22 protein-coding genes are annotated in these 23,986 nt (G+C 65.8%); 11 read left to right on the top strand and 11 right to left on the bottom strand.

The annotated features are described in order from the left end of the window. A complete protein-coding gene (locus tag RXV79_RS11035) occupies positions 1-1,137 on the bottom strand; it encodes an efflux RND transporter periplasmic adaptor subunit (protein WP_316703474.1) in 1,137 nt (378 codons plus the stop codon). Positions 1,138-1,313: 176 nt separating this feature from the next. Here RXV79_RS11035 and hpnC point away from each other — a divergent pair, with 176 nt between their 5' ends. The 4 genes from hpnC to RXV79_RS11015 are packed head-to-tail and all read left to right on the top strand — an operon-like array spanning position 1,314 to position 5,081. Next, positions 1,314-2,171 carry a squalene synthase HpnC gene (gene hpnC / locus RXV79_RS11030; protein ID WP_316703473.1) on the top strand — a complete coding sequence of 286 codons (858 nt, stop codon included), beginning with the start codon at positions 1,314-1,316 and terminating at the stop codon, positions 2,169-2,171. After that, positions 2,168-3,004, top strand: a complete 837-nt coding sequence (gene hpnD / locus RXV79_RS11025) for a presqualene diphosphate synthase HpnD (protein ID WP_316703472.1) — start codon at positions 2,168-2,170, stop codon at positions 3,002-3,004. The genes hpnC and hpnD overlap by 4 nt, the downstream gene beginning before the upstream one ends. Next, the gene (hpnE, locus tag RXV79_RS11020; RefSeq protein WP_413816677.1) at positions 2,968-4,269 is read left to right on the top strand and encodes a hydroxysqualene dehydroxylase HpnE; all 1,302 of its coding nucleotides are present in this window, start codon (positions 2,968-2,970) and stop codon (positions 4,267-4,269) included. The genes hpnD and hpnE overlap by 37 nt, the downstream gene beginning before the upstream one ends. A gap of 44 nt (positions 4,270-4,313) precedes the next feature. Further along, the gene (locus tag RXV79_RS11015; protein WP_316703470.1) at positions 4,314-5,081 is read left to right on the top strand and encodes an IclR family transcriptional regulator; all 768 of its coding nucleotides are present in this window, start codon (positions 4,314-4,316) and stop codon (positions 5,079-5,081) included. 69 nt (positions 5,082-5,150) lie between these two features. On the opposite strand, the gene pbpG is transcribed toward RXV79_RS11015, so the two are convergent. From pbpG to RXV79_RS10980, 7 genes are all read right to left on the bottom strand, one after another. Continuing rightward, complete coding sequence (pbpG, locus tag RXV79_RS11010) at positions 5,151-6,302, bottom strand: D-alanyl-D-alanine endopeptidase (protein WP_316703469.1); 1,152 nt, start codon at positions 6,300-6,302, stop codon at positions 5,151-5,153. Positions 6,303-6,453: 151 nt separating this feature from the next. Beyond that, positions 6,454-7,995 carry a 2-isopropylmalate synthase gene (locus RXV79_RS11005; RefSeq protein WP_316703468.1) on the bottom strand — a complete coding sequence of 514 codons (1,542 nt, stop codon included), beginning with the start codon at positions 7,993-7,995 and terminating at the stop codon, positions 6,454-6,456. Between the two features lie 34 nt (positions 7,996-8,029). Next, entirely contained in the window at positions 8,030-9,727 is a 1,698-nt protein-coding gene (gene leuA / locus RXV79_RS11000; protein ID WP_316703467.1) for a 2-isopropylmalate synthase, read from the bottom strand. Between the two features lie 191 nt (positions 9,728-9,918). Continuing rightward, a complete protein-coding gene (pssA, locus tag RXV79_RS10995; protein ID WP_316704075.1) occupies positions 9,919-10,743 on the bottom strand; it encodes a CDP-diacylglycerol--serine O-phosphatidyltransferase in 825 nt (274 codons plus the stop codon). A 115-nt stretch (positions 10,744-10,858) separates the two neighbouring features. Beyond that, the gene (gene ilvC, locus RXV79_RS10990) at positions 10,859-11,875 is read right to left on the bottom strand and encodes a ketol-acid reductoisomerase (RefSeq protein WP_316703466.1); all 1,017 of its coding nucleotides are present in this window, start codon (positions 11,873-11,875) and stop codon (positions 10,859-10,861) included. Positions 11,876-11,936: 61 nt separating this feature from the next. Further along, positions 11,937-12,428: an acetolactate synthase small subunit gene (gene ilvN, locus RXV79_RS10985; RefSeq protein ID WP_201803884.1), complete on the bottom strand. Its 492-nt coding sequence runs from the start codon at positions 12,426-12,428 to the stop codon at positions 11,937-11,939. Positions 12,429-12,585: 157 nt separating this feature from the next. Next, on the bottom strand, positions 12,586-14,361 hold the full coding sequence (locus tag RXV79_RS10980) for an acetolactate synthase 3 catalytic subunit (protein WP_316703465.1): 1,776 nt from the start codon (positions 14,359-14,361) through the stop codon (positions 12,586-12,588). Between the two features lie 235 nt (positions 14,362-14,596). On the opposite strand from RXV79_RS10980, the gene RXV79_RS10975 reads away from it, so the two are divergent. The 6 genes from RXV79_RS10975 to RXV79_RS10950 all read left to right on the top strand — a co-directional run bounded on the left by RXV79_RS10975 (position 14,597) and on the right by RXV79_RS10950 (position 17,939). Beyond that, positions 14,597-15,163 carry an RNA polymerase sigma factor gene (locus RXV79_RS10975; RefSeq protein ID WP_316703464.1) on the top strand — a complete coding sequence of 189 codons (567 nt, stop codon included), beginning with the start codon at positions 14,597-14,599 and terminating at the stop codon, positions 15,161-15,163. Beyond that, entirely contained in the window at positions 15,160-15,609 is a 450-nt protein-coding gene (locus RXV79_RS10970; protein WP_316703463.1) for a DUF3619 family protein, read from the top strand. Before RXV79_RS10975 ends, RXV79_RS10970 begins: the two co-directional genes overlap by 4 nt. 116 nt (positions 15,610-15,725) lie before the next feature. Continuing rightward, complete coding sequence (locus tag RXV79_RS10965) at positions 15,726-16,415, top strand: DUF3106 domain-containing protein (RefSeq protein ID WP_316703462.1); 690 nt, start codon at positions 15,726-15,728, stop codon at positions 16,413-16,415. Then, positions 16,412-16,948 (top strand): RDD family protein, encoded by a 537-nt coding sequence (locus RXV79_RS10960; RefSeq protein ID WP_316703461.1) that lies wholly within the window; start codon positions 16,412-16,414, stop codon positions 16,946-16,948. The genes RXV79_RS10965 and RXV79_RS10960 overlap by 4 nt, the downstream gene beginning before the upstream one ends. Before the next feature lie 32 nt (positions 16,949-16,980). Further along, entirely contained in the window at positions 16,981-17,358 is a 378-nt protein-coding gene (locus RXV79_RS10955; RefSeq protein WP_296719852.1) for a diacylglycerol kinase, read from the top strand. Then, on the top strand, positions 17,340-17,939 hold the full coding sequence (locus RXV79_RS10950; RefSeq protein WP_316703460.1) for an LOG family protein: 600 nt from the start codon (positions 17,340-17,342) through the stop codon (positions 17,937-17,939). The genes RXV79_RS10955 and RXV79_RS10950 overlap by 19 nt, the downstream gene beginning before the upstream one ends. A gap of 52 nt (positions 17,940-17,991) precedes the next feature. Here the strand turns inward: RXV79_RS10950 and RXV79_RS10945 are convergent, their stop codons facing one another. Together RXV79_RS10945 and RXV79_RS10940 are read right to left on the bottom strand one after the other, a co-directional pair. After that, positions 17,992-18,330: a P-II family nitrogen regulator gene (locus RXV79_RS10945; RefSeq protein WP_201803898.1), complete on the bottom strand. Its 339-nt coding sequence runs from the start codon at positions 18,328-18,330 to the stop codon at positions 17,992-17,994. 37 nt (positions 18,331-18,367) lie between these two features. Further along, complete coding sequence (locus RXV79_RS10940) at positions 18,368-20,041, bottom strand: NAD+ synthase (RefSeq protein ID WP_316703459.1); 1,674 nt, start codon at positions 20,039-20,041, stop codon at positions 18,368-18,370. Between RXV79_RS10940 and RXV79_RS10935 the strand changes: the two genes are divergently transcribed. Next, positions 20,042-21,211 (top strand): GNAT family N-acetyltransferase, encoded by a 1,170-nt coding sequence (locus tag RXV79_RS10935; RefSeq protein WP_316703458.1) that lies wholly within the window; start codon positions 20,042-20,044, stop codon positions 21,209-21,211. It abuts the gene before it with no gap. Here the strand turns inward: RXV79_RS10935 and RXV79_RS10930 are convergent. Beyond that, entirely contained in the window at positions 21,201-23,921 is a 2,721-nt protein-coding gene (locus tag RXV79_RS10930) for a M16 family metallopeptidase (RefSeq protein ID WP_413816676.1), read from the bottom strand. The genes RXV79_RS10935 and RXV79_RS10930 overlap by 11 nt on opposite strands. Positions 23,922-23,986 lie beyond the last annotated feature (65 nt).

The raw sequence follows: 23,986 nt of genomic DNA, 5'->3' as shown, positions 1-23,986 counted from the left end.
TCACTTCACCGCCACGGGGGTGCCGATGTCGGCCGAGGCGGTCGCGGGTGCGCCCGGGTCGGCATAGAACTTGACCTGCTCGCCCGGGTTGAGCACGTGCACCCCGGCAGTCACGACCACGTCACCCGGCGACACACCGCCGGTGATCACCGCATCGTTGCCCTCGGCGCCTGCCAGCTGCACCTTCTTGAGCGCCACGGTCATGGTCGCCTTGTCGACGACCCACACGTTGGTTGCACCCTGCGCTTCACGCAGCGCAGACAGCGGCAGCTTGGTCACGCCGGCCTGGCGCGGCAGTTCGGCCACGATGGTGGCCGTCTGGCCCAGGCGCACCGCGGCGGTGGCGGGCGTCTGCCCGAGGTCGGCCTTGACGGCGAACGTGCGGGTCACCGGGTCGGCCGCGGCGGCCACTTCGCGGATCTGCGCCGGGAAGGTGTCGGTCGAACCCCACAGCCTGGCCTTCAGTCGCGCAGGTTGCGCGGCCAGGCTCTTCACCAGGTTGACCTTGTCTTCCGGCACGTTGAACACCACGTCGCGCGGGCCATCGTGCGCGAGGCGCACCACCGGCGCACCGGCCGCCACGACCATGCCGGGCTCGGCGTCGACGCCGGTGATGACGCCGTTCGCATCGGCCACGAGGGTGGTGTAGCCGGCCTGGTTGCCTTGCACGCTGGCTTGCGCGCGCGCCTGGTCGAGCTGGGCCTGTGCGGCCTTGAGCGCTGTCTCGCGGCGTTCGAGCTCCGCCGAGCTGATGAAGCCTTGGTCGCGCAGTTCCTTGAAGCGCTTGAAGTCGGCCTGGGTCTGGTCGAGGTTCGCCTGCGCCGCCACGAGCGATGCCTGTGCGGCGGCCTGCCCGAGCTTCAGGTCCTGGGGGTCGAGCTGAGCCAGCACCTGCCCGGCCTTCACCGAGTCCCCCACGTTGACGACACGGCGCACGATCTTCCCGCCCACCCGGAAGCCCAGCCGCGACTCGGTGCGCGCCCGCACCTCGCCCGCGTACTCGTAGGCCCCGCCCGCGCTTTCGGTCGAGATCGTCATCGTTCGCACGGCGCGAACGGGCGCAGAAACAGGTTCGGCCTTGGTGCAAGCGGCCAGAACGGCCACGCTGAGCAACGGAACGAGCAGGGTGTGACGCATGGGAGCCTCGGCGGGACTTGATTTACACAACTGACTGACTGGTCAGTAATGTATTCAGGCAAACCCTGGCCTGTCAAACGACTTTTGCGCGGCCCAGGTGCCCGGTTGCGGCGAGCGACGACATCGGCACAGAAGGCCGTGAAAAGCGGCGCTCACGGCGACAATGCGCGCCTCTCATGAGCATCGACCACTACGAAAACTTCCCGGTCGCCTCGGTGCTGTGCCCGCCGCCGCTGCGCCCGGCCGTTGCCGCGATCTACTGGTTCGCCCGCACGGCCGACGACCTCGCCGACGAAGGCGACGCCTCCCCTGCCGAACGGACCGCTGCCCTGCAGGCCTATCGAGCCGAGTTGCGGGCCGTGGCGCAAGGCGCCGCGCCTTCGCCTCGCTGGTCGGCCGTCTTCACGCCACTCAAGCGCACGCTCGACCAGCACCAACTGCCGCTGGACCTGCTGGAAGACCTGATTTCCGCGTTCGAACAAGACGTGCACCAGCACCAGTACGCCGACCGTGCCGGCGTGCTCGACTACTGCCGCCGCTCGGCCAACCCCGTCGGCCGCCTGCTGCTTCACCTCTACGACATCCGCGACGCGCGCTCGCTTCGGCAATCCGATGCCATTTGCAGCGCACTGCAGCTCATCAACTTCTGGCAGGACCTGAGCATCGACACCACGCGCGGCCGTGCTTACATCCCGATGGCAGACCTGTCGCGGCATGGCATCCGACTCACCGCGCTGCTCGCCCGAGAGGACTCGCCGGCCATGCGCCACCTCGTCGCGGAGATGGTGGGCTGGGCGCGAGGGCTGATGCTGGAAGGCGCACCGCTCGTCCACGCCATTCCCGGCCGGGCCGGCTGGGAGCTGCGGCTGGTGGTGCAAGGCGGACTGCGCATCCTGGAGAAGATCGAACACTTGCATCACGACACCCTCCACTTCCGCCCGACGCTTCGCTGGTACGACGCGCCCCTGCTGCTCTGGCGCGCCCTGCGCATGAAGCCCGGCGCCGCCTCATCGCTGCAGGAGGCGCGCCCATGACGCCCGAGCAATACGTGCAGCAGAAGGCAGCGGCCAGCGGGTCGAGCTTCTACTACGCCTTCCTCTTTTTGCCGCCACCGCGGCGTGCGGCGATCACGGCCTTCTACGCCTTTTGCCGAGAAGTGGACGACGTGGTCGACGAGGTGCACGACCCCGGCGTCGCCGCGACCAAGCTCGCGTGGTGGCGCAAAGAGGTTGCCACGAGCTTCGGCGGCCAGCCGAGCCACCCGGCGATGAAGGCCCTGATGCCGCACATCGCTGACTACGACATCCGCGCCGAGCATCTCATCGCCGTGATCGACGGCTGCCAGATGGACCTCGACCAGAGTCGCTACCTCGACTTCCCCGGCCTCGAGCGCTACTGCCACCTCGTGGCCGGCGTGGTGGGCGAGGTGGCCTCGAGCATCTTCGGCCGCACCGAAGCGTCGACCGTGCAGTACGCGCACAAGCTCGGCCTCGCGATGCAGCTCACCAACATCATCCGCGACGTGGGCGACGATGCGCGGCGAGGCCGCGTGTACCTGCCGGTGTCGGAGCTGCAGCGCTTCGACGTGAAGGCGCACGAGGTGCTCAACCGCGGCTACAGCGAGCGATTCACCGCGTTGATGAAATTCCAGGCCGAGCGCGCGCACTGCCTCTACGACGAAGCCCTCGCCCTGCTGCCCGAGGCCGACCGGAAGGCGCAGAAGCCGGGGCTGATGATGGCCAACATCTACCGCACGCTGCTGCGCGAGATCGAGGCCGGCGGCTTCCAGGTGCTGCACCAGCGCATCTCGCTCACGCCCGTGCGCAAGCTGTGGATCGCCGCACGCACGAACTGGCGAGGCCGTTGATGGCCGCAGGGCGGCGTGTGGCCGTCGTGGGCGGCGGTTGGGCCGGGCTCGCAGCCGCCGTCGAAGCCACGCGGCGCGGCCACCATGTCACGCTCTTCGAGATGGCGCCGCAACTCGGCGGCCGTGCGCGCGCGGTCGACTTTGGCGACGCCTTGCTCGACAACGGGCAGCACATCCTGATCGGCGCCTATTCGCAGACGCTGTCGCTGATGCGCTTCGTCGGCGTCGATCTCGACCGGGCCCTGCTGCGCACGCCATTGAAGGTCACCTATCCCGATGGGGCCGGCTTGCAGCTGCAACCGGGCTCGCCCCTCATCACCTTCGCCGCGGCGGTGATGCGCTACCCCGGCTGGGGCTGGCGCGAGAAGCAGGCCATGCTGATGGCGTCGACCGGGTGGGCACTGCGGGGTTTTCGCTGCGATGCGTCGCTCACGGTGTCGCAACTCACCGCGCGCCTGCCGGCCAAGGTGCGCGACGAGCTGCTCGACCCGCTGTGCATCGCCGCCCTCAACACCCCGGCACCTCAGGCGAGCGCCAGCGTCTTCCTGCGGGTGCTGAAAGACGCCCTCTTCTCCGGCCCCGGTTCGGCCGACCTGCTCTTGCCACGGCAGCGCCTGAGCGAGCTGTGGCCCACCCCGGCGGCGCGCTGGCTCAAGGCATCGGGAGCAACGGTGCACCTGTCGACCCGGGTGGAGCGCATTGCAAACACCCAAGGGCGCTGGCAACTCGATGGAGAAAGCTTCGATGCCGTGGTGCTCTCGTGCACCGCCAACGAGGCCGCTCGATTGACGGCCCCCATCGCCCCCGAGTGGTCGGCACAAGCCGCCCAGCTGCGCTATGAGCCCATCGTCACGGTCTACGCACAGCAGCCCGCACCGCGGCGCCTGCCTCAACCGATGATGGCGCTGCGCAGCGACAACGCGCGTCCCGCGCAGTTCGCCTTCGATCTGGGGGCGCTGGGGGGCCCCGATGGCGTCGTCGCCCTCGTGGTCAGCGGTGCGGCCGAGTGGGTGGCGCGGGGCATGGGCGCCGTCGAGCAGGCGGCCTTGCAGCAGGCCGAAGCGGCTTTCGGCGGCCCGCACTGGAAACCGCTGCGCACCACCACTGAAAAGCGGGCCACCTTCCTCTGCACGCCGGGCCTGCGCCGGCCCGCGCAGCACATCGCGGCAGGCCTCCTGGCCGCAGGCGACTATGTCGAAGGCCCCTATCCGGCCACGCTCGAAGGCGCCACCCGTTCCGGGCTTGCTGCTGGCATGGTCGTCTGATTTTCGCGATGCAAAACGCGCGCGAATCGGGTGAGAATCCCCGCATGAAAAGCAAAGAGGATCAAAAGCCGGCAATCCAGGTGCTGGAACGCATGTTCTCGCTGCTGGACCTGCTGGCCTCGCACCAGGACCCGGTCTCCCTGAAGCTCATCAGCGAGCAGACGGGGCTGCACCCCTCCACCGCGCACCGCATCCTGAACGACCTGACGGTTGGCCGCTATGTCGATCGCCCCGAAGCCGGTAGCTACCGCCTCGGTATGCGCCTGCTCGAACTCGGCAATCTCGTGAAGGCGCGACTCGATGTGCGCGACGCCGCGCTCGGCCCGATGCGCGAGCTGCACAAGCTGACGCATCAGCCGGTGAACCTTTCCGTGCGCCAGGGCGACGAGATCGTCTACATCGAGCGCACCTACAGCGAGCGCTCGGGCATGCAGGTGGTCCGTGCGGTCGGTGGCCGGGCGCCCCTGCACCTCACCTCCGTCGGCAAGCTCTTCCTGGCGCACGACGATCCGCAACGCGTGCGCGCCTACGCCACGCGCACGGGTTTGGCTGGTCACACTCGCAACAGCATCACCGACGTCGGCAACCTGGAGCGCGAACTCTCGAAGGTGCTGCAGTACGGCACCGCGCGCGACGACGAAGAGCTGGAGTTGGGCGTGCGCTGCATGGCCGCCGGCATCCTCGACGACCAAGGCAAGCTCGTGGCCGGCCTGTCGATCTCGGCCCCCGCCGACCGCCTGGAAGAGGCGTGGCTGGAGCGGCTGAAGGCCACTGCGTCGCAGATCTCATCGGCGCTCGGGCACCGCGCCTGAGCTTCCATGCGGCTGAAAGCAGAAGAGCCCGGCAGCGCCGGGCTCTTCTGTTTGAACTTCAGCGCCAACTCAGGACGTGAGCTTCGGTGCTTCAAGCGTCTCGTGTGCCTTCTCGCTCGCGGGCTCGGGCAGCACGACGGCAGCCGGCACCACAGGCATTGCCGCAGGTGCTGCAGCCGCTGGCACTACCGGCGTAATCGGAGAAACGATCGACGGGATCGTGGGCGTCGCACGCACCGGCGCAGCCACAGTGATGCGCTCATTGACCCATTTGCGCACTCGCTCGGCGTCGCCAATCCGCGAATACTTGCCGGCCGAATCGAGGAACACCATGATGAGTTGGCGACCGGCCATCTGCGCCTGCATCACCAGGCAACGGCCGGCTTCGGAGATGTAGCCCGTCTTCTGCAGGCCGATGTTCCAGTCGGGGTCTCGCACGAGGCCGTTGGTGTTGCGGAACTGCAGGTTGCGATGGCCGACGGCCACCTGATGCTCGGGCGACGTCGAGAGTTCGCGGATCAGCGGGTAATGGTGTGCGGCTTTCACCAGCGTGGCGAGATCGCGTGCGCTCGACTGGTTGCGGCTCGACAGGCCCGTGGGCTCGACGTAGCGGGTCGCCGGCATGCCCAGTTCGATGGCCTTGCGGTTCATCGCCGCGACAAACGCATCGAGCCCGCCCGGATAGTGGCGGCCGAGCGCATGCGCAGCGCGGTTTTCAGACGACATCAGCGCGAGATGCATCATCTCGCCGCGAGTGAGTTGCGTGCCGACCGTCAGGCGCGAGCGGCTGCCCTTTTCGGTGTCCACGTCGTCCTGGCTGATCGTGAGCACCTCATCCAGCGGGAGCTTGGCTTCGGTGACGACCAGCGCGGTCATGAGTTTGGTGAGCGAAGCAATGGGCAAGACCGCTTGCGGGTTCTTGCTGAACAGCACTTCGTTGGTGTCCTGGTCCATCACCAGGGCCACGCTTGATTTCAGGTCCAGCGGATCGGCGGCGGAGTGCAGGCCTGCGATCTGACCGAAGGAGGGACGCGCCGGCACCACCACACGGGCGGTGCGAAGGCTGGTGCGCTTGACGCCACGCACCACCACGGCCTTGCTGGCCTTGACCGGCGCCTTGGCCACGGCCGCGGCGCGCTTCTTTGCGGGCTTGGCTGCCGCACCGGCCGACAACGGCAGGCAGGCGGCAATCACCACGGTCACCAGGCCACGAAACAACAACGACACTGATTTTTGAGTGAGACGCGCCACAACAACTACCTTTCACGCTCGGTCGCCCGAGTGTAGGCCAACGAAAAAACCCTCGCAAGATCAAAAACTTGCGCGTTTTTCCTAAAGTCAGACCTAGGAGTTGTCAGGTTTGTGAGAAATATCACCCCTGCGCAGCCACGCGCTCGTTCTTGCTGTGCAGCTTGTTCAACGCCGAAAGGTAGGCTTTGGCCGACGCAACGACGATGTCGGGATCGGACCCCACACCGTTCACGACACGCCCGCCGTGTTGAAGCCGCACAGTGACCTCGCCCTGTGATTCTGTGCTGCCCGAGGTGATGGCGTTCACCGAATAAAGCAGCATTTCCGCCCCGCTTTTCACCTGCGTCTCGATGGCCTTGAGGCTGGCGTCGACCGGGCCATTGCCGTCGCTCTCAGCATGCAACTCTTGTTCGCCGGCCGCGAAAGCCACCCGGGCGTGCGGGCGCTCGCCGGTCTCCGAGCGCTGAGAGAGCGCCAGCAGACGGTAGTGCTCGTGCTCGGTGGTCACCGACTCGTCCATCACGAGGGCGAGGATGTCCTCGTCGAAGATGTCGCTCTTGCGGTCGGCCAGCTCCTTGAACTTGGCGAAGGCCGCGTTGATCTCGGCCTCGGACTCCATCTCGATGCCCAGTTCGTGCAGGCGCTGCTTGAAGGCGTTGCGGCCCGAGAGCTTGCCCAGCACGATCTTGTTGGCCGTCCAGCCCACGTCTTCGGCACGCATGATCTCGTAGGTGTCGCGCGCCTTGAGCACGCCGTCCTGGTGGATGCCCGAGGCGTGCGCGAAGGCGTTGGCGCCGACGACGGCCTTGTTGGGCTGCACCACGAAACCGGTGGTCTGCGAGACGAGGCGCGAGGCCGGCACGATCTGCGACGCGTCGATGTCGAGCGAGAGGCCGAAGTAGTCCTTGCGGGTGCGCACGGCCATCACGATCTCTTCCAGCGCGCAGTTGCCCGCGCGTTCGCCGAGGCCGTTGATGGTGCACTCCACCTGGCGCGCACCACCGATCTTCACGCCCGCCAGTGAGTTGGCGACCGCCATGCCCAGGTCGTTGTGGCAATGCACCGACCAGATCGCCTTGTCGGAGTTGGGGATGCGTTCACGCAGATTGCGGATGAAGTTGCCGTAGAGCTCGGGGATCGCATAGCCCACGGTGTCGGGGATGTTGAGCGTGGTCGCCCCCGCGTCGATCACCGCTTCGAGCACGCGGCAGAGGAAGTCGGGGTCGGAGCGATAGCCGTCTTCGGGCGAGAACTCAACGTCTTCCGTGAGGTTGCGCGCAAATCGCGTCGAGAGTCTGGCCTGCTCGAACACCTGGTCGGGCGTCATGCGCAGCTTCTTCTCCATGTGCAACGCGCTCGTCGCAAGGAAGAGGTGGATGCGGGTGGAGTTGCCGCCCTTCAGCGCCTCGGCGGCACGCGAGATGTCGCGGTCGTTGGCGCGAGCCAGCGAACAGACGGTGCTGTCCTTGATCGCCTGCGCGATCGCACGCACGGCTTCGAAGTCGCCGTTGGATGAGGCGGCGAAGCCCGCCTCGATCACGTTGACCTTCAGCCGCTCAAGCTGGCGCGCGATGCGCAGCTTCTCGTCCTTGGTCATCGAGGCCCCGGGCGACTGCTCGCCATCGCGCAAGGTGGTGTCGAAAATGATGAGTTTGTCGGTCATGGGGTGCTCCTCAATGGCTGGCTTTTCCGCGATGTTAGGCGAGCGCCGCTTGCGCGAACTGCAGCTTGCCCTGGCGGCGTGCGCGATGCAGTCCCGACGTGATGGCTTTGAGCGACGCCGAGACGATGTTGGCATCGATGCCCACGCCGAAGAGCGTGGGGCCATCGCCCACGCGCAGCTCGAGATACGCCACGGCCTTGGCATCGGCGCCACTGCCGATGGCGTGCTCGTGGTAGTCGAGCACGCGCACCTTCGAGGCAAGCTGGCGGTTCACGCCTTCGACGAAAGCTTCGATCGGGCCCGTGCCCTGCCCTTCGACCTTCAGGCCGCGGCCATCGACGTAGACGCTGGTCGAGAGCTTGACCTGTCCGTCGGCGACCGGCGAGATCGTCGCGTGCACGACCTGTGCATCCCAGGCCCCGGCGGCGCTGTATTCGCGCTGGAAGATGTTCCACAGCTCGGCGGCGGTCTGCTCCTTGCCGGTGTCGTCCATCACGGCCTGCACCACCTGGCTGAACTCGATCTGCAGGCGGCGCGGGAGCTCGAGGCCATATTCGTTCTCGAGCAGGTACGAGATGCCACCCTTGCCCGACTGGCTGTTGACGCGGATCACCGCGTCGTAGCTGCGACCGAGGTCTTTCGGGTCGATCGGCAGGTAGGGCATGTTCCAGACGTCGCCCTCCTTGCGCGCGGCGAAGGCCTTCTTGATGGCGTCCTGGTGCGAGCCCGAGAACGAGGTGTAGACCAGGTCGCCGACGTAGGGGTGGCGCGGATGAACCGGCAGCTGGTTGCAGTGCTCGACGCAGCGGCGCACCTCGTCGATGTCCGAGAAGTCGAGCATCGGTGACACGCCCTGCGTGTAGAGGTTGAGTGCGATGTTGACGAGGTCGCAGTTGCCGGTGCGCTCGCCGTTGCCGAAGAGGCAGCCTTCGATGCGGTCGGCACCGGCCATCAAGGCGAACTCTCCCGTGGCGGTGCCGGTGCCGCGGTCGTTGTGCGGGTGCACCGACAGCACGATGCTGTCGCGGCGGGCCAAGTGGCGGTGCATCCACTCGACCATGTCGGCGAAGATGTTCGGCGTCGAGCGCTCGATGGTCGTCGGCAGGTTGACGATGCATTTGCGCTCGGGCGTGGGCTGCCACACTTCGGTGACGGCGTCCACGATGCGCTTGGCAAATTCGAGCTCGGTGTCGGAGAAGGTCTCCGGCGAATACTCGAAGCGCCACTCCGTCTCGGGCTGTTCGGCGGCGAGCTGGTTCATCAGCTGAGCGTGCTCCACGGCGAGGGCCACGACGCCGTCCTTGTCTAACCCGAGCACCACGTCGCGCATCACCGGCGCGGTGGCGTTGTAGAGGTGCACGATCGCGCGCTTTGCGCCCTTCAGCGACTCGAAGGTGCGGCGGATCAAGGGCTCGCGGGCTTGGGTCAGCACCTGGATCGTCACGTCGTCCGGCACGAGATCCTGCTCGATCAAGGTGCGGAGGAAGTCGAATTCGGTCTGCGATGCCGAAGGAAAGCCGACCTCGATTTCCTTGAAGCCGATGCGCAGCAGCATCTCGAACATGCGCAGCTTGCGCGGCAGATCCATCGGCTCGATCAGCGCTTGGTTGCCATCGCGCAGGTCGGTGCTGAGCCAGATTGGCGCTTGGGTGAGCACGGCGTCAGGCCAAGTGCGATCACGCAAGCCAACGGGGGCGAAGGGTCGGTATTTCTGCTGCGGTTGCTTCAACATGGTCATCCCCTGAAGAGAGTTGAACGGCAACCAGCAAACCCAAATGCAAAACGGCCCGATGCTGGTTGCAAACGGGCCGTTGAGAACGAAAACGATGGACGTGAACGATCAGCGAGCCCGTGGCACCTCTAGTAGAGCTAGCGCGAGGGAGATCGAGAACGTCATGGCTGGCGAATATATCAGCGTTTTCTTCAGCGGTGCAGGCCTTCTTCGTCGGGCTCGTCCATCGAAGTGGCAATAACGCTCACCGGGCGGCCTTTCATGCGCTTCCAGACATAGACCACGTAGCCCGACAGGCCATAGATGCAGAAGACACCGAAGAGCACCGAGGGCGCATGGATGTTGATGACGGCAATGCCGAGCGCGATGGCCACGATCACGATGAAGGGCACCGAGCGCTTGAAGCTCACGTCCTTGAAGCTGTAGAACGGCACGTTGGTGACCATCGTGAGGCCGGCGTACATCGCGAAGCCGAAGGCCGTCCAGCGCAGCCAATCGCCGGTGAGCGCGACCTTGAAGCCCGAGTCGTCCATCAGCCAGATGAAACCCATCACGAGGGCTGCGGCCGCGGGGCTGGGCAGGCCCTGGAAGAAGCGCTTGTCGACCACGCCGAGGTTGGTGTTGAAGCGGGCGAGGCGCAGCGCGGCGCAAGAGCAGTAGACGAACGCTGCGATCCAGCCGAGCTTGCCCAGACCTTTGAGCGCCCATTCGTACACGATGAGCGCCGGGGCCGCACCGAACGAGACCATGTCGGACAGGCTGTCCATCTGCTCGCCGAAGGTGCTCTGCGTGTTGGTCATTCGAGCGACCCGGCCGTCGAGGCTGTCGAGCACCATCGCGCAGAAGATGCCGATGGCCGCCTGCTCGAAGCGGCCGTTCATCGCCATCACGATGCCGTAGAAGCCTCCGAAGAGCGCCGCCAACGTGAATAGATTCGGCAGGATGTAGATGCCTTTGCGGCGCGGGCGAGCCGGCGCTTCGTCTGCGTCGGCCACGGGTTGCACGCCGTCATGCATGTCGTTCATCTGCGTGTGAAGAGGTCGGAAACCAAGGCTGGGAGGATACCGCAGCCCCCAGCAAAAACGCCGCAAGGTTTCCCTTGCGGCGTCTCGTGCGGAGAACGGTGGACGATCAGTTCTTGCTCTGGTCGACCAGCTTGTTCTTCTTGATCCACGGCATCATGGCACGGAGCTTCTCGCCGACCTGTTCGATCGGGTGCTCGGCCATCAAGCGGCGGCGCGACAGCAGCGTGGGCGCACCAGCCTTGTTCTCGAGGATGAAGCTCTTCGCGTAATCGCCGGTCTGGATGTCCTTCAGCACCTGCTTCATGACCTTCTTGGTCTCTTCGGTCACGACACGGGGGCCGGTGACGTACTCGCCGTATTCGGCGTTGTTCGAGATCGAGTAGTTCATGTTGGCGATGCCGCCTTCGTAGATCATGTCCACGATGAGCTTGAGCTCGTGCAGGCACTCGAAGTAGGCCATCTCGGGGGCATAGCCGGCTTCCACCAGCGTCTCGAAGCCAGCCTTGATCAGCTCGACGGTGCCGCCGCACAGCACGGCTTGCTCGCCGAAGAGGTCGGTTTCGGTTTCTTCGCGGAAGTTGGTCTCGATGATGCCGGCCTTGCCGCCGCCGTTGGCCGCGGCGTAGCTGAGCGCCAGGTCACGCGCCTTGCCCGACTTGTCGGCATGCACAGCGATCAGGTGGGGCACGCCGCCGCCCTGGGCGTAGGTGCCACGCACGGTGTGGCCGGGGGCCTTCGGGGCGACCATCCACACGTCGAGGTCGGCGCGCGGTGTGACGAAGCCGTAGTGCACGTTGAAGCCGTGGGCGAAGACGAGCGACGCGCCTTGGCGGATGTTCGGTTCGATGTCCTTGTAGTAGACGGCGGCGATCTGCTCGTCGGGCAGCAGGATCATGACGACATCGGCAGCCTTGACGGCATCAGCGACTTCCGCAACCTTGAGGCCGGCCTTCTCGACCTTGGGCCACGAGGCACCGCCCCTGCGCAGGCCGACGGTGACCTTCACCCCGCTGTCGTTCAGGTTCTGCGCGTGCGCGTGGCCCTGCGAGCCGTAACCGATGATGGCGACGTTCTTGCCCTTGATCAGGCTCAGATCGGCGTCCTTGTCGTAGTAAACCTTCATGTCTAGCTCCTTCTCTCTGTCGTCAGTTCAAAGCGGGGTTCGGGGATTTTCGGTGAGGGACTCACGCGCGCAGGATGCGCTCGCCGCGACCGATCCCGCTGGTGCCGGTGCGCACGGTTTCCAGAATGGCGGTGCGGTCCAGGGCTTCGATGAAGGCATCGAGCTTGGACGCATCGCCGGTCAACTCTATGGTGTAGCTCTTCTCGGTGACGTCGATGATGCGGCCGCGGAAGATGTCGGCCATGCGCTTCATCTCCTCGCGTTCCTTGCCGACGGCGCGCACCTTGATGAGCATCAGCTCACGCTCGGTGTAGGCACCTTCGGTGAGGTCGACGACCTTCACCACTTCGATCAGGCGGTTCAGGTGCTTGGTGATCTGCTCGATCACGTCATCCGAGCCGGTGGTCACGATGGTCATGCGCGAGAGCGACGGGTCTTCCGTCGGCGCGACCGTGAGGCTTTCGATGTTGTAGCCGCGGGCCGAGAACAGGGCGACCACGCGCGACAAGGCTCCTGGTTCGTTTTCCAGCAGCAAGGCAATGATGTGTTTCATGGGTGTGTAGCGCGCTCTTCAGGCCATGGGCGGTAACCCATGACCCTTGGCCACGCTGTCCGTGAATAAGGGTTAGGAATGGCCGAAGTCGTTCGGCGCGTCTCCCGGGCGTTCGGGTGGGCGCGGTAACGCACCACCCCTGGCCGGGTTCAGCGTCTCACAGGTCTTCGGACCCGAGCAGCATCTCCGAGATGCCCTTGCCGGCCTGCACCATCGGCCAGACGTTCTCCGTGGGGTCGGTGCGGATGTCGAGGAAGACGGTGCGGTCCTTGAGCTTGATGGCTTCGCGCAGCGCCGGCTCCACGTCACCCGGCTTCTCGACCAGCAGACCGACGTGGCCATAGGCCTCGGCGAGCTTCACGAAGTCGGGCAGCGCGTCCATGTAGCTGTGCGAGTAGCGGCCCTGGTAGTCCAGTTCCTGCCACTGGCGCACCATGCCCAGGTAGCGGTTGTTGAGCGAGACCACCTTGACCGGGGTCTTGTACTGCAGGCAGGTCGACAGCTCCTGGATGCACATCTGGATGGACCCTTCGCCGGTGATGCAGAAAACGTCTGAATCGGGCTTGGCCATCTTGATGCCCATGGCGTACGGCAGGCCCACGCCCATCGTTCCCAGGCCACCCGAGTTGATCCAGCGGCGCGGCTCCTCGAAGCGGTAGAACTGCGCGGCCCACATCTGGTGCTGGCCGACGTCGGAGGTGATGTAGGTGTCGCGGTTGCGGGTCAGCTCACACAGGGTTTCGACCACGTACTGCGGCTTGATGACCTCGGTGCTGTTCTTGTATTTCAGGCACTCGCGCTTGCGCCATTCGTTGATCTGGCCCCACCAGGCCGACAGCGACTGCACGTCAGGCTTGGCTTGTGCTTCCTTGATCTGGGCGATCAGCTCCTGCAGCACGTCCTTCACGTCGCCGACGATGGGGATGTCGACCTTCACGCGCTTCGAGATCGATGACGGGTCGATGTCGATGTGGATGATCTTGCGTTCGACCGAGGCGAAGTGCTTGGGGTTGCCGATCACGCGGTCGTCGAACCGGGCGCCCACGGCCAGCAGGACGTCGCAGTTCTGCATCGTCATGTTGGCTTCGTAGGTGCCGTGCATGCCGAGCATCCCGAGGAATTTGGGGTCACTCGCAGGCGTCGCGCCCAGGCCCATCAGCGTGTTGGTGACGGGGTAGCCGAGCAGGTTCACCAGTTCGCGCAGTTCGGCTGCAGCATTGCCCAGCACCACGCCACCGCCGGTGTAGATGTAGGGGCGCTTGGCGGCCAGCAGCAGCTGCACGGCCTTGCGGATCTGCCCGCCATGGCCCTTGCGTGCCGGGTTGTACGAGCGCATCTCGACGGTCGCCGGGTAGTGGAACGGCGCAGTCTTGAGCGACACGTCCTTCGGGATGTCGACCACCACCGGGCCGGGGCGGCCTGTGCGGGCGATGTGGAAGGCCTTCTTCAGCGTGATGGCGAGATCGCGCACGTCCTTCACCAGGAAGTTGTGCTTGACGATCGGGCGGGTGATGCCGACGGTGTCGCACTCCTGGAAGGCGTCGAGGCCGATTGCCGGCGTGGGCACCTGTCCGGTGATGATCACCATCGGGATCGAGTCCATGTACGCGGTCGCAATGCCGGTGATGGCATTGGTCACGCCAGGGCCCGAGGTCACCAGTGCCACACCGACATCGCCCGTCGCCCGGGCGTAGCCATCGGCCGCGTGCACGGCGGCTTGCTCATGGCGTACGAGGATGTGCTCGATGCTCTCCTGCTTGTACAGGGCGTCGTAGATGTAGAGGACCGCACCGCCGGGGTAGCCCCAGAGGAACTTGACGCCTTCGGCCTGAAGGCAGCGGACCAGGATTTCCGAGCCGTTCGGCTCGGCGGAGGGGGAGTTTTGCGGCTGCGCCGAGGCGGCGCGTTTGATTTCCGCGGCAGACATGTCCATGTTGAACCTTTGCGAATTTCTCTAACGAAAATCCATCGGTGCACCTCTCCGCGCTCTTTTGAAGCGGGTGTGGTACCTGCTCGGTAATAACGAAGGCGCCCAGGTCGGGCGCCAAATTAAGACCAGATGTTGTGCGAACGCACATTATAGAGCTGCGAGGGCTCGCGCAGGGCGACGGAATGCGCGAGTGCCATAATCCCGCCGGTTTTCGAGCTGCCGGCCCCCGGGCATCCCCTTGGCATCTGACAAAGAACTCTCGGATTTCCTGAAAAGCGTTGAGAGACGTGCCTTCAAGCGCGTCGCGTATGCCGTTCGGGACGACGATGCCGCACTCGACATCGTCCAAGACTCCATGATCCGCTTGGCCGAAAAGTACATCGACCGGCCGGCGGCTGAGCTCCCGCTCCTCTTCCAGCGCATCCTGTCCAACGCCACCATGGACTGGTTCCGCCGCCAGAAGGTGCGCAACGCGGTGGTCCGCAATTTTTCCGAGTACGAATCCTCATCCGAGGACGGAGATTTCGATCTGCTGGAAACTCTGGCGGCCGAAAATGACTCTCCTGCTGCAGAAAGTGCAGCTGACTCGGTTTCCCGGGCGCAAATCATGCTTGCCATCGATGGTGAAGTGGCTAGGCTGCCTGCCCGTCAACGAGAAGCCTTCCTGCTGCGTTACTGGGAGGAACTCGATGTCGCCGAGACAGCCGCCGTGATGGGTTGCTCGGAGGGAAGCGTCAAGACCCACTGCTCTCGCGCAGTGCACGCCTTGGCCGATGCCCTGAAGGCAAAGGGAATTGAGCTATGAACCGCACCGAACTTCGTCCTTACGCACCCGCCGAGCTGGAAGCCCTTGAGGCCCGGCTTGCTCTGCGCATGACCGCTCGGCTGACGGAAAAGGCCGCCGAGCTGCCGCAAGACGTGACCGAGCGGCTGCGCTTCGCTCGCGAGCAGGCTCTGCAGTGCGCCCAGGCAGCTCGTTCCACCACGAGCGCGGCTTCTGCCACCGTGGTCAACGGCAACGGCAACCTCACGTTGGGTGCCCCCGCAGGCTCCGGCTGGTGGATGCAGCTTGCCGCATGGTTGCCGCTGGTGGCGTTGGTAGGCGGTCTGGTGCTGATCCAGCGTCTGCACACGCAGAGCCAGATTGCGGCTGCGGCTGAGATCGACGCGTCCATCCTCGCAGACGACCTTCCCCCCGCGGCCTACAGCGATCCCGGCTTCGTGGAGTTTCTGAAAACTCCTCGCGATTGACCGGAGTCGCGATCGTGACCCCACTCTTTCGCCTCGATCGTCTTACGCGGCGCAGCAGCGCTTTCTGTGGTTTGGCGCTCGCAGCAGCCGTACTCGCCGCATTGGCCCTGCCAAGCGTGGCCCAGACCACTTCGATCCCATCGAACACCAAAGGTGCGCAGGCGGCTCCTGCGGGTGGCGTGACCTGGTCTTCCCTCAGCCCCAGCCAGCGGCAGGCGCTGCGCCCGCTCGAAGCCGAGTGGGGCCGCATCGACAGCCCGCGCCGCTCGAAGTGGCTGGAGATCGCCGACCGCTTTCCCACGATGTCGCCCGCCGAACAGGCCCGCGTGCAGACTCGCATGACGGAATGGGCCACGCTGACACCGCGCGAGCGCGGCCAGGCCCGCATGAATTTCCGCGAAGCCCAACAGGTGCCTGCCCAGGAGCGCAAGGCCAAGTGGGACGAGTACAACGCGCTGCCCCCTGAGAAGCGCCAGCAACTCGCGGCCAAGGCCGTGCCGCCTGCGCGCAAGCCGAACAACGACGTCACCGCCGACTCGAGCCGGAAGTCGAACGTGGTGCCTAACCCGTCCTACGCCCCCAAGCCTAAGCCAGTCGCCCCCACGGTTGCGCAGGCCCGCCCTGGCGCCACCACCAACCTGATCACGAAGCGGCCGAACCCACCCGCCCATCAACCCGCGGGCCTGCCGAAGATCGCGGTGACCTCGGGCTTCGTCGATCAATCGACCTTGCTGCCCAAGCGTGGCCCGCAAGGTGCAGCGACCCGATCCGCCGCGGCTCCCGCCTCAGCGCCTTCCCGCCAATGAGTCTTCTCCCGGCCGCCACGGGCGGCGAATGGCAGGCGCCCAGCCTGCGCCGCCGCTTCGCCTGCCTGCTCTATGAATCGCTGCTGTTGTTCGGTGTCGGCCTCGTCTCGGGCGCCATTGGCACGCTGCTGCTGAAAATCACCGGGCTTGCCTCGGCCACCTCGCGCGACGTGCTTCTCCAAGGGGTGGGCATTGCGGTCTACGGCCTCTATTTCGTCTGGTTCTGGACGCGCCGCGGCCAGACCCTGCCCATGCAAACCTGGCGCATCCAGCTCGTGACGAGCCGCGGCGAGCGGCTGGGAATCGGCCGTGCCCTCCTGCGCTACGCCGCATGCGCCTTGTGGATCGCGCCTGCGGCCGTGCTGGCGAAGGTCAACCATTGGCCGCCGAGCACGACGATGGCGGCCGTGGCCATCGGCATCGCTGCGTATGGCCTGCTCGCCCTGCTGCACCCGCAGCGCCAGTTCTGGCACGACGCCCTGTGCGGCACCCGCCTCGTCACGGTCGATGCCGGCAAGCCTGCCGTCGCATAGAGCATCGGTTTCGCCGGGCACAATCGCGGCCCATGAGCAATTCTTTCAAGGGCCGCACCGGCCTTGACCGCATCGTCCGCGCCACTGGCTATTCGTTCGACGGCCTGAAGACGGCCTATCGCGGCGAAAGCGCCTTCCGGCAGGAAACCTGGCTGGCCGTCGTGTTGATCCCCGCCTCGTTCTGGGTGGGCCGAAGCTGGGTCGAAGTGGCACTGCTGGCCGGCAGCGTGCTGCTGGTGATGATCGTGGAGCTGCTGAACTCGGGCATCGAAGCGGTGGTCGACCGCGTGTCGTTCGAGCTGCACGACCTCTCCAAACGCGCGAAGGACCTGGCCAGTGCGGCCGTGTTCCTCTCGCTCGTGTTGTGCGGCAGCATGTGGGCGGCCGCGCTGTGGCATCGGTTCCTGTGAGCCGCTTCTCGCTGTGCATCTATTGCGGCTCCAAGGTTGGGCTGCACGAGGGCTATGAAGCCGCCGCTCGCCGCGTCGGCACGATCATCGGCGAACGTGGATGGCAACTGGTCTACGGCGGCGGCAACGCCGGCCTGATGGGTGCAGTGGCCAACGCCACGCTGGCCGCGGGTGGCCGGGTCGTCGGCGTGATCCCGAAATCGCTGATGGACCGCGAGCATGGCCACACCGGCCTGCATGAGTTGCACGTGGTCGACACCATGCACCAGCGCAAGCAGATGATGGCCGAGCGCGCCGACGCATTCCTCGCACTGCCGGGCGGCATCGGCACCTTCGAAGAGCTGTTCGAGGCGTGGACGTGGCGCCAGCTCGGCTACCACGACAAGCCGGTCGGACTGCTCAACGTCGAGGGCTACTACGACCAGTTGCTGGCCTTCCTCGACCACAGCGTGGCGCAAGGCTTCGTGCTCCCTGCACAGCGCCCGCTGCTGCAATCGTCATCGGACCCGACCGAGCTGCTTGATCGTCTGTCGAACGACGCAAGAGCCGCCACCGCGCCCGACGACTACCGAAAAATCTGACCCAAGAAAAAGCCCGCTCGCAGCGGGCTTCCTTCATTGCAGAAGAGAAGGCTCAGACGGCCGCTTCGTCGGTCTCGCCGGTGCGGATGCGCACCACCTGCTCCACCGCCGTGACGAAGATCTTTCCGTCGCCGATCTTGCCGGTCTTGGCGGCTTTCACGATGGCCTCGATGCAGCGGTCGACGTCGCCGTCTTTCACGACCACTTCGACCTTCACCTTCGGCAGGAAGTCGACCACGTATTCCGCGCCGCGGTACAGCTCGGTGTGGCCCTTCTGGCGGCCGAAGCCCTTGACCTCGGTCACGGTGAGACCCGTCACGCCAACCTCGGCGAGGGCTTCACGCACTTCTTCGAGCTTGAAGGGCTTCACGATCGCGGTGATCTGTTTCATGACGGACTCCGGGGCAGCAAAAAAAGATGAGCGTAGTTTAAGCGCGGAACTTCGAGGTCACGGGATAGCGCCAATCCCTACCGAAGGCACGATGGGTAATGCGAATGCCCACCGGCGACTGCCGGCGCTTGTATTCGTTGATCTTGATGAGGCGGGTGACGCGCTCCACGTCGGCCGGCGCGAACCCGGCCGCCACGATCTCCTCGATGCTCTGGTCTTCTTCCATGTAGCGCTGCAGGATGGCATCAAGCACCTCGTAGGGTGGCAGGCTGTCCTGGTCTTTCTGGTCAGGGCGCAGCTCGGCCGATGGCGGGCGCGTGATGATGCGCTGGGGAATCACCTCTTGGCCCTGCGCGTTCTTCCAGTTCGCCAGGCGATAGACGAGCGTCTTTGCCACGTCTTTGATGACAGCGAAGCCGCCGGCCATGTCGCCATAAAGCGTGCAGTAGCCGGTCGCCATCTCGCTCTTGTTGCCAGTGGTCAGCACGATGGACCCAAACTTGTTGGACAAGGCCATCAGCAGGATGCCGCGCACACGCGCCTGGATGTTCTCTTCGGTCGTGTCTTCCTTCAGGCCGGCAAACTCCGTTGCCAGGCTTTGCCGGAAGGCTTCGAACATGGGCACGATCGAAATCTCGTCGTATCGCACGCCCAGGCGCTCGGCCATGTCGCGCGCGTCTATCCAAGAAATGTCGGCCGTGTAGGGCGACGGCATCATCACCGTGCGCACCTTCTCCGGGCCGAGCGCATCGACGGCCACGGCCAGCACCAGCGCGGAGTCGATGCCACCACTCAGGCCGAGCAGCACGCCGGGAAAGCCGTTCTTGCCGATGTAGTCGCGCACGCCCGTCACGAGAGCGCCCCAGGCCTGCGCCTCGATCTCGGGCACGGGCGCCACAGCACCCTGCACTTCGCTCGCACTGACCTCGACCACCAACAGCGCTTCCTCGAAAAACGGCGCACGGGCGCCAACCCGCCCGCTCGCATCGAGGGCAAACGACGCGCCGTCGAAGACGACTTCGTCCTGCCCGCCGGTCAGGTGCGAATACAGCACCGGCATGCCGATGTCTTGGGCGCAGCGGCGCATGCGCTCCTCGCGCTCGGCCACTTTGCCCAAGTGGAAGGGCGAAGCATTCAGCACGCACAGCACCTGCGCACCGGCCGCCTTGGCCGCACGCGGCGGCTCATCGAACCAGGCGTCTTCGCAGATGTTGATGCCGAACTTCAGGCCGCCAACGTCGATCACCAGCGCGCCCTGCCCCGCATCGCGGCCCGAGGCGAAATAGCGCCGCTCGTCGAACACCTGGTAGTTCGGCAACTCGCGCTTGCAATAGGTTGCGACGACGCGGCCGCCTTCGAGCACCGAGGCCGCGTTGTAGCGCTGCTGCACGGCATGCGACTTCGACCTAACATCACCGCGCTCACCCCATTGATGCGGATGCCCCACCACCACATGCAGCCCCGGCAGATCGGCCAGCGCCTGCGCGCACTCGGCGAGCGCCTGCGCACACGACTGCATGAAGGCCGGGCGCAGCAGCAGGTCTTCGGGTGGGTAGCCGCACAACGCGAGCTCGGGGGCGAGCACCAGTTGCACGCCCTGCGCGTGTGCACGCCGCGAAAACTCGACGATCTTGCGGGCGTTGCCGGCCAGATCGCCGACCGTTGCGTTGATCTGCGCGAGTGCGACCTTGACCCTGGCGTTCGATGACATATGCGTGAGGAAAGAAGCTCGAAGAATTATGTCATCCGGGTCCACGACCACCCGCGTGATGTGGACGCCGCGCAATGGAACGCACTGTTGGCTGAGCAAGTGAGCGCCACACCCTTCATGCGCCATGAGTACCTGGTGGCCATGCACGAATCGAAGAGTGCGGTGGACGAGACCGGTTGGCAGCCGCAGTTCCTCACCGTGCACGACGGCGATGCGCTCGTCGCCGCCTGCCCGCTGTACCTGAAGTCGCACTCCTACGGCGAGTACGTGTTCGACTGGGCATGGGCCGATGCGTACCAGCGCCACGGCCTGCGCTACTACCCCAAGCTGCTGAGTGCCGTGCCCTTCACGCCGGTGCCCGGCCCTCGCCTGCTGGCGCGGGATGCAGCATCACGCGTGGTGCTGCTGCGTGGCATGACGCAGATCGCCGTGGATGCGAAGCTCTCGTCGGCCCATGTGCTCTTCCTGGACGAGGCCGACCAGCAAGCTGCACGAGAGGCCGGCTGGATGATGCGCAGCACCGTCCAGTTCCATTGGCAGAACCGCGAGCCTCAGCGCTACGCCGATTTCGCCGATTTCCTGGCCGGCCTGCAGCGCGAGAAGCGCAAGAAGATCCAGCAGGAGCGCCGCAAGGTCGCCGAGGCCGGCGTCACCTTCACCGCGCAGCAAGGCACGGAGATCTCACGCGAGGACTGGGACTTCTTCTACCGCTGCTACACCCGCACCTACCGCGAGCACCACTCGTCGCCTTACCTCACGCGCGATTTCTTCCAGCGCATGGCCGATACGATGGCCGAGAACTGGTTGCTCTTCATCGCCCGGCGCGACGGCCAACGCATCGCCGCGTCGCTGATCGCCATCGACCCTGAGCGCCGCGCAGCCTATGGCCGCTATTGGGGCGCGACCGAGCACATCTCCTGCCTGCATTTCGAGGCCTGCTACTACCAGCCGCTCGCCTGGTGCATCGCGCAGGGCTACCAGCGCTTCGAAGGTGGCGCACAAGGCGAGCACAAGATGGCACGCGGCCTGCTGCCGGTGCAGACCTGGTCGGCCCACTGGCTGGCACACCCGCAGTTCGCGCAAGCCGTGGCCGATTTCCTGGCGCGCGAAGGCGCCGGCGTCGAGAGTTACCTCGACGAGCTCAACGAGCGCCAGCCGTTCAAGGCTTGAAGTCGCCGGAGACGGCAGTCACGAAGCTATCGGGCTTCACGTACTTGCGCAGCGCGGCGTTCACCTGCTCCAGCGTCAGCTTGCCCAGTGCCTCGTCGACGCGCGCCGAGACCTCGAAGGTCCGGTTGAGGTCGAGGTTGGTTGCCAGCGCCGCGGCGAGGTTGCGGTCCTGCGCGCGCGAGAGGCGGCGGAATGCGAGCAGCCCCCGCTTGCCTTCGGCCAGTTCCTTGGCGGTGAAGCCGTCCTTCTGCGCCCGCGTCAGCTCCTCGCGGAAGGCGGCTTCGACCTTCGCCAGGTTCTGTGGCGCAAAGATCGCACTGCCCTGCAGCATCGAGTGCGGCTCGTGGCTGTTCCAGAGGATGCCGGTGCGCACGTCGTAAGACAGGCCTTCGTCTTCGCGGATGCGCTTCCACAGGCGCGACTGGCCACCTGTGCCGAGCAGGTAGTTGGCCATCGACAAGGCCGGGTAGTCGGGGTCGAGGTCGTACAGCGGCACGCTCTGGCGGACCAGCAGCGTCGCGTTCTGCTTGTCGGGCGCGGGCAGTTGCAGGCGTTGCGGTTTCACCGGTGCAAGCGGACGCGGCACACGCGTGTACGGCTCGCCACCGGTCCAGCCCCCAAGGGCCTTCTCGAGCGCCGAGCGCACGGCCGCCACGTCGAGATCGCCCGCGGCGCCGAACTCGCTGCGCGCCACGCTGTAGAAGCGCTTGTGAAAGGCCTTCAGCTGGTCGACAGTCACGGCGTTGATGTCGGCCACCATCTCGTCGAAGCTGCTGGTGTAGCGCACGTCGCCGCGCGGGTAAGGGTTCATCGCACGCGACACCGCGTTGTCCGCCAGCGCTTCGGGCTCCTTGCGCTGCTGCTCGATGTCGGCCAGCGCCGCACGCCTCTGTTCATCGAGCACCTCGGGCGGGAACGACGGGTTGCGCAGCACGTCGCCCACGAGGGCAATTGCCTCCGGCAAGGTGTCGCGGCGCGAGGTCAGGCTCACGGTCACGACACCGCCCCCGCCACCGATGCGCATTTCGGTCTTGAGCGCATCGAGCTTGTCCTGGATCTGCTGGCGCGACAGCGTCGCCGTGCCCTTGTCGAGCATCGCGGCCACGAACTCGGGCACCTCGCCCTGGCCGAAGAGCGTCTTCTCGTCGCCGAAGCGCAGCGTCAGGAGTGCGGTCACCGCACCGCCCCGCGCGCCCTTGGGCAGCACCGCGACCTTCAGGCCACCGATGTCGAAGCGCTGCGTCAGCCGGTCGATGTTGGCCGGCGTTGCGTCGAAGGCCTGCACCGCGGCGGCCGCCGCCTGCGGCTTGAAGCTCTTCAGTTCCGCCGCCACATCGGGCCTGACCGGCGCAGGTGCACGTGCCGGCGCATCCACCGGCAGGTAGGTGCCGAGCGTGCGGTTCGACAGCCGCAAGCGCTCGACGGCAACGCGCTGCACATCAGCAAGCTTGAGATCGCGCACCCGGTCGCGCAGAAGGAAGAAAAGCCGCCAGTCGCCTTGCGCCACCGATTCGCTGAGCGACACGCCCACCGTCTCGGGGTTGGTGAAGGCCTGTTCCCAGGCCTTGAGCCACTGCCCTTGTGCGCGCTTCAGCTCTTCTTCGGTGATGGGCTCCTTCGCGATCGACTCGACCGTGGCCAGCAGCTCATTGCGGGCCTTGTCCACGTCGAGCCCCGGTGCAAGCTGCGCACCGAAGATCGCAAAGCCAGGGTCCGCAAGGCCTTGCGAGAACGCATACGTGCCGGCGGCGAGCTGCTTCGCGGTGAGCCGCTTGTGCAACCGGCCCGAGGGTGTGTCGCCGAGGCTCTGGTTCAGCACCTCGATGGCCGCAAAGTCAGGGTGCGCCGCCGCCGGCACGTGATACGCCGCCATCAGCAAGGGCACGCCCCCCACACGGCGCAGCGTCACGCTGCGCTCGCCGTCCTGCACCGGGTCGAGCGTGTACTGCGTCGGCAGCTTGCGCGTGGGCTTCTTCAGCTTGCCGAAGGATTGCTGAACCCAGCCCAGAACCTTGGAAGCATCGAACTTGCCCGCCACGATGAGCGTCGCGTTGTCGGGCTGGTAGTACTGGCGGTAGAAGGCCTGAAGGCGCGGGATGTCGACGTTCTCCACATCCGCCCGGGCGCCGATCGTGTTCTTGCCATAGTTGTGCCACTGGTACATCGTGGCCAGCGTCTTCTCGAAGAGGATGCGCTCGGGGCTGTTCTCGCCCATCTCCATCTCGTTGCGCACGACCGTCATCTCGGTGTCGAGGTCCTTGCGGGCGATGAAGCTGTTGACCATCGCATCGGCCTGCCAGTCGAGGTACCACTTCAGGTTCTCGTCGTTGCTGGCGAAGCTCGCGAAGTAGTTGGTGCGGTCGAACCACGTGCTGCCGTTGGCGTTCAGGCCGCGCTTGGTGAATTCTCCGAGTGCGTTGCGCGTCTTCGGCGTGCCCTTGAAGAGCAGGTGCTCCAGCAGGTGCGCCATGCCGGTCTCGCCGTAGTTCTCATGGCGCGAGCCCACGCGGTAGGTCATGTTGACCGTGGTGGTGGGCTTGGCGTCGTCGGGGATCAACAGCAGCTGCAGACCGTTGGCGAGGCGGTACTCGGTGATGCCTTCAACCGACTGCACCTTGCTCACGCCGGCGGGCAGCGCTTGGGCCAGCACGGGCTGCACGAAAGCCAACAACACAAGATGGATAGCAGCCCACCAGAATCGACGCAGCATCGGCACCTCTCAACTCAACGGAAGGCCAGTGTAGAGCCGGGTCCATGCCCCGAGTTCCGGCATGA

Source organism: Piscinibacter gummiphilus, from assembly GCF_032681285.1.
Lineage (GTDB): Bacteria > Pseudomonadota > Gammaproteobacteria > Burkholderiales > Burkholderiaceae_C > Rhizobacter > Rhizobacter gummiphilus_A.
Note: the sequence above shows the minus strand (reverse complement) of the source record. Positions and strands in the feature narration are given on the sequence as shown.

What these genes read in the sequence shown, in the direction of transcription:
- RXV79_RS10945 (WP_201803898.1), bottom strand. Translation starts at nt 18,330, where the DNA reads ATGAAACAGATCACCGCGATCGTGAAGCCCTTCAAGCTCGAAGAAGTG.
- RXV79_RS10970 (WP_316703463.1), top strand. Translation starts at nt 15,160, where the DNA reads ATGAACCGCACCGAACTTCGTCCTTACGCACCCGCCGAGCTGGAAGCC.
- hpnD (WP_316703472.1), top strand. Translation starts at nt 2,168, where the DNA reads ATGACGCCCGAGCAATACGTGCAGCAGAAGGCAGCGGCCAGCGGGTCG.
- RXV79_RS10935 (WP_316703458.1), top strand. Translation starts at nt 20,042, where the DNA reads ATGCGTGAGGAAAGAAGCTCGAAGAATTATGTCATCCGGGTCCACGAC.
- RXV79_RS10980 (WP_316703465.1), bottom strand. Translation starts at nt 14,361, where the DNA reads ATGGACATGTCTGCCGCGGAAATCAAACGCGCCGCCTCGGCGCAGCCG.
- RXV79_RS10960 (WP_316703461.1), top strand. Translation starts at nt 16,412, where the DNA reads ATGAGTCTTCTCCCGGCCGCCACGGGCGGCGAATGGCAGGCGCCCAGC.
- ilvN (WP_201803884.1), bottom strand. Translation starts at nt 12,428, where the DNA reads ATGAAACACATCATTGCCTTGCTGCTGGAAAACGAACCAGGAGCCTTG.
- RXV79_RS10930 (WP_413816676.1), bottom strand. Translation starts at nt 23,921, where the DNA reads ATGCTGCGTCGATTCTGGTGGGCTGCTATCCATCTTGTGTTGTTGGCT.
- hpnC (WP_316703473.1), top strand. Translation starts at nt 1,314, where the DNA reads ATGAGCATCGACCACTACGAAAACTTCCCGGTCGCCTCGGTGCTGTGC.
- leuA (WP_316703467.1), bottom strand. Translation starts at nt 9,727, where the DNA reads ATGTTGAAGCAACCGCAGCAGAAATACCGACCCTTCGCCCCCGTTGGC.
- RXV79_RS10955 (WP_296719852.1), top strand. Translation starts at nt 16,981, where the DNA reads ATGAGCAATTCTTTCAAGGGCCGCACCGGCCTTGACCGCATCGTCCGC.
- pssA (WP_316704075.1), bottom strand. Translation starts at nt 10,743, where the DNA reads ATGCATGACGGCGTGCAACCCGTGGCCGACGCAGACGAAGCGCCGGCT.
- RXV79_RS10940 (WP_316703459.1), bottom strand. Translation starts at nt 20,041, where the DNA reads ATGTCATCGAACGCCAGGGTCAAGGTCGCACTCGCGCAGATCAACGCA.
- RXV79_RS11035 (WP_316703474.1), bottom strand. Translation starts at nt 1,137, where the DNA reads ATGCGTCACACCCTGCTCGTTCCGTTGCTCAGCGTGGCCGTTCTGGCC.
- RXV79_RS11015 (WP_316703470.1), top strand. Translation starts at nt 4,314, where the DNA reads ATGAAAAGCAAAGAGGATCAAAAGCCGGCAATCCAGGTGCTGGAACGC.
- RXV79_RS11005 (WP_316703468.1), bottom strand. Translation starts at nt 7,995, where the DNA reads ATGACCGACAAACTCATCATTTTCGACACCACCTTGCGCGATGGCGAG.
- ilvC (WP_316703466.1), bottom strand. Translation starts at nt 11,875, where the DNA reads ATGAAGGTTTACTACGACAAGGACGCCGATCTGAGCCTGATCAAGGGC.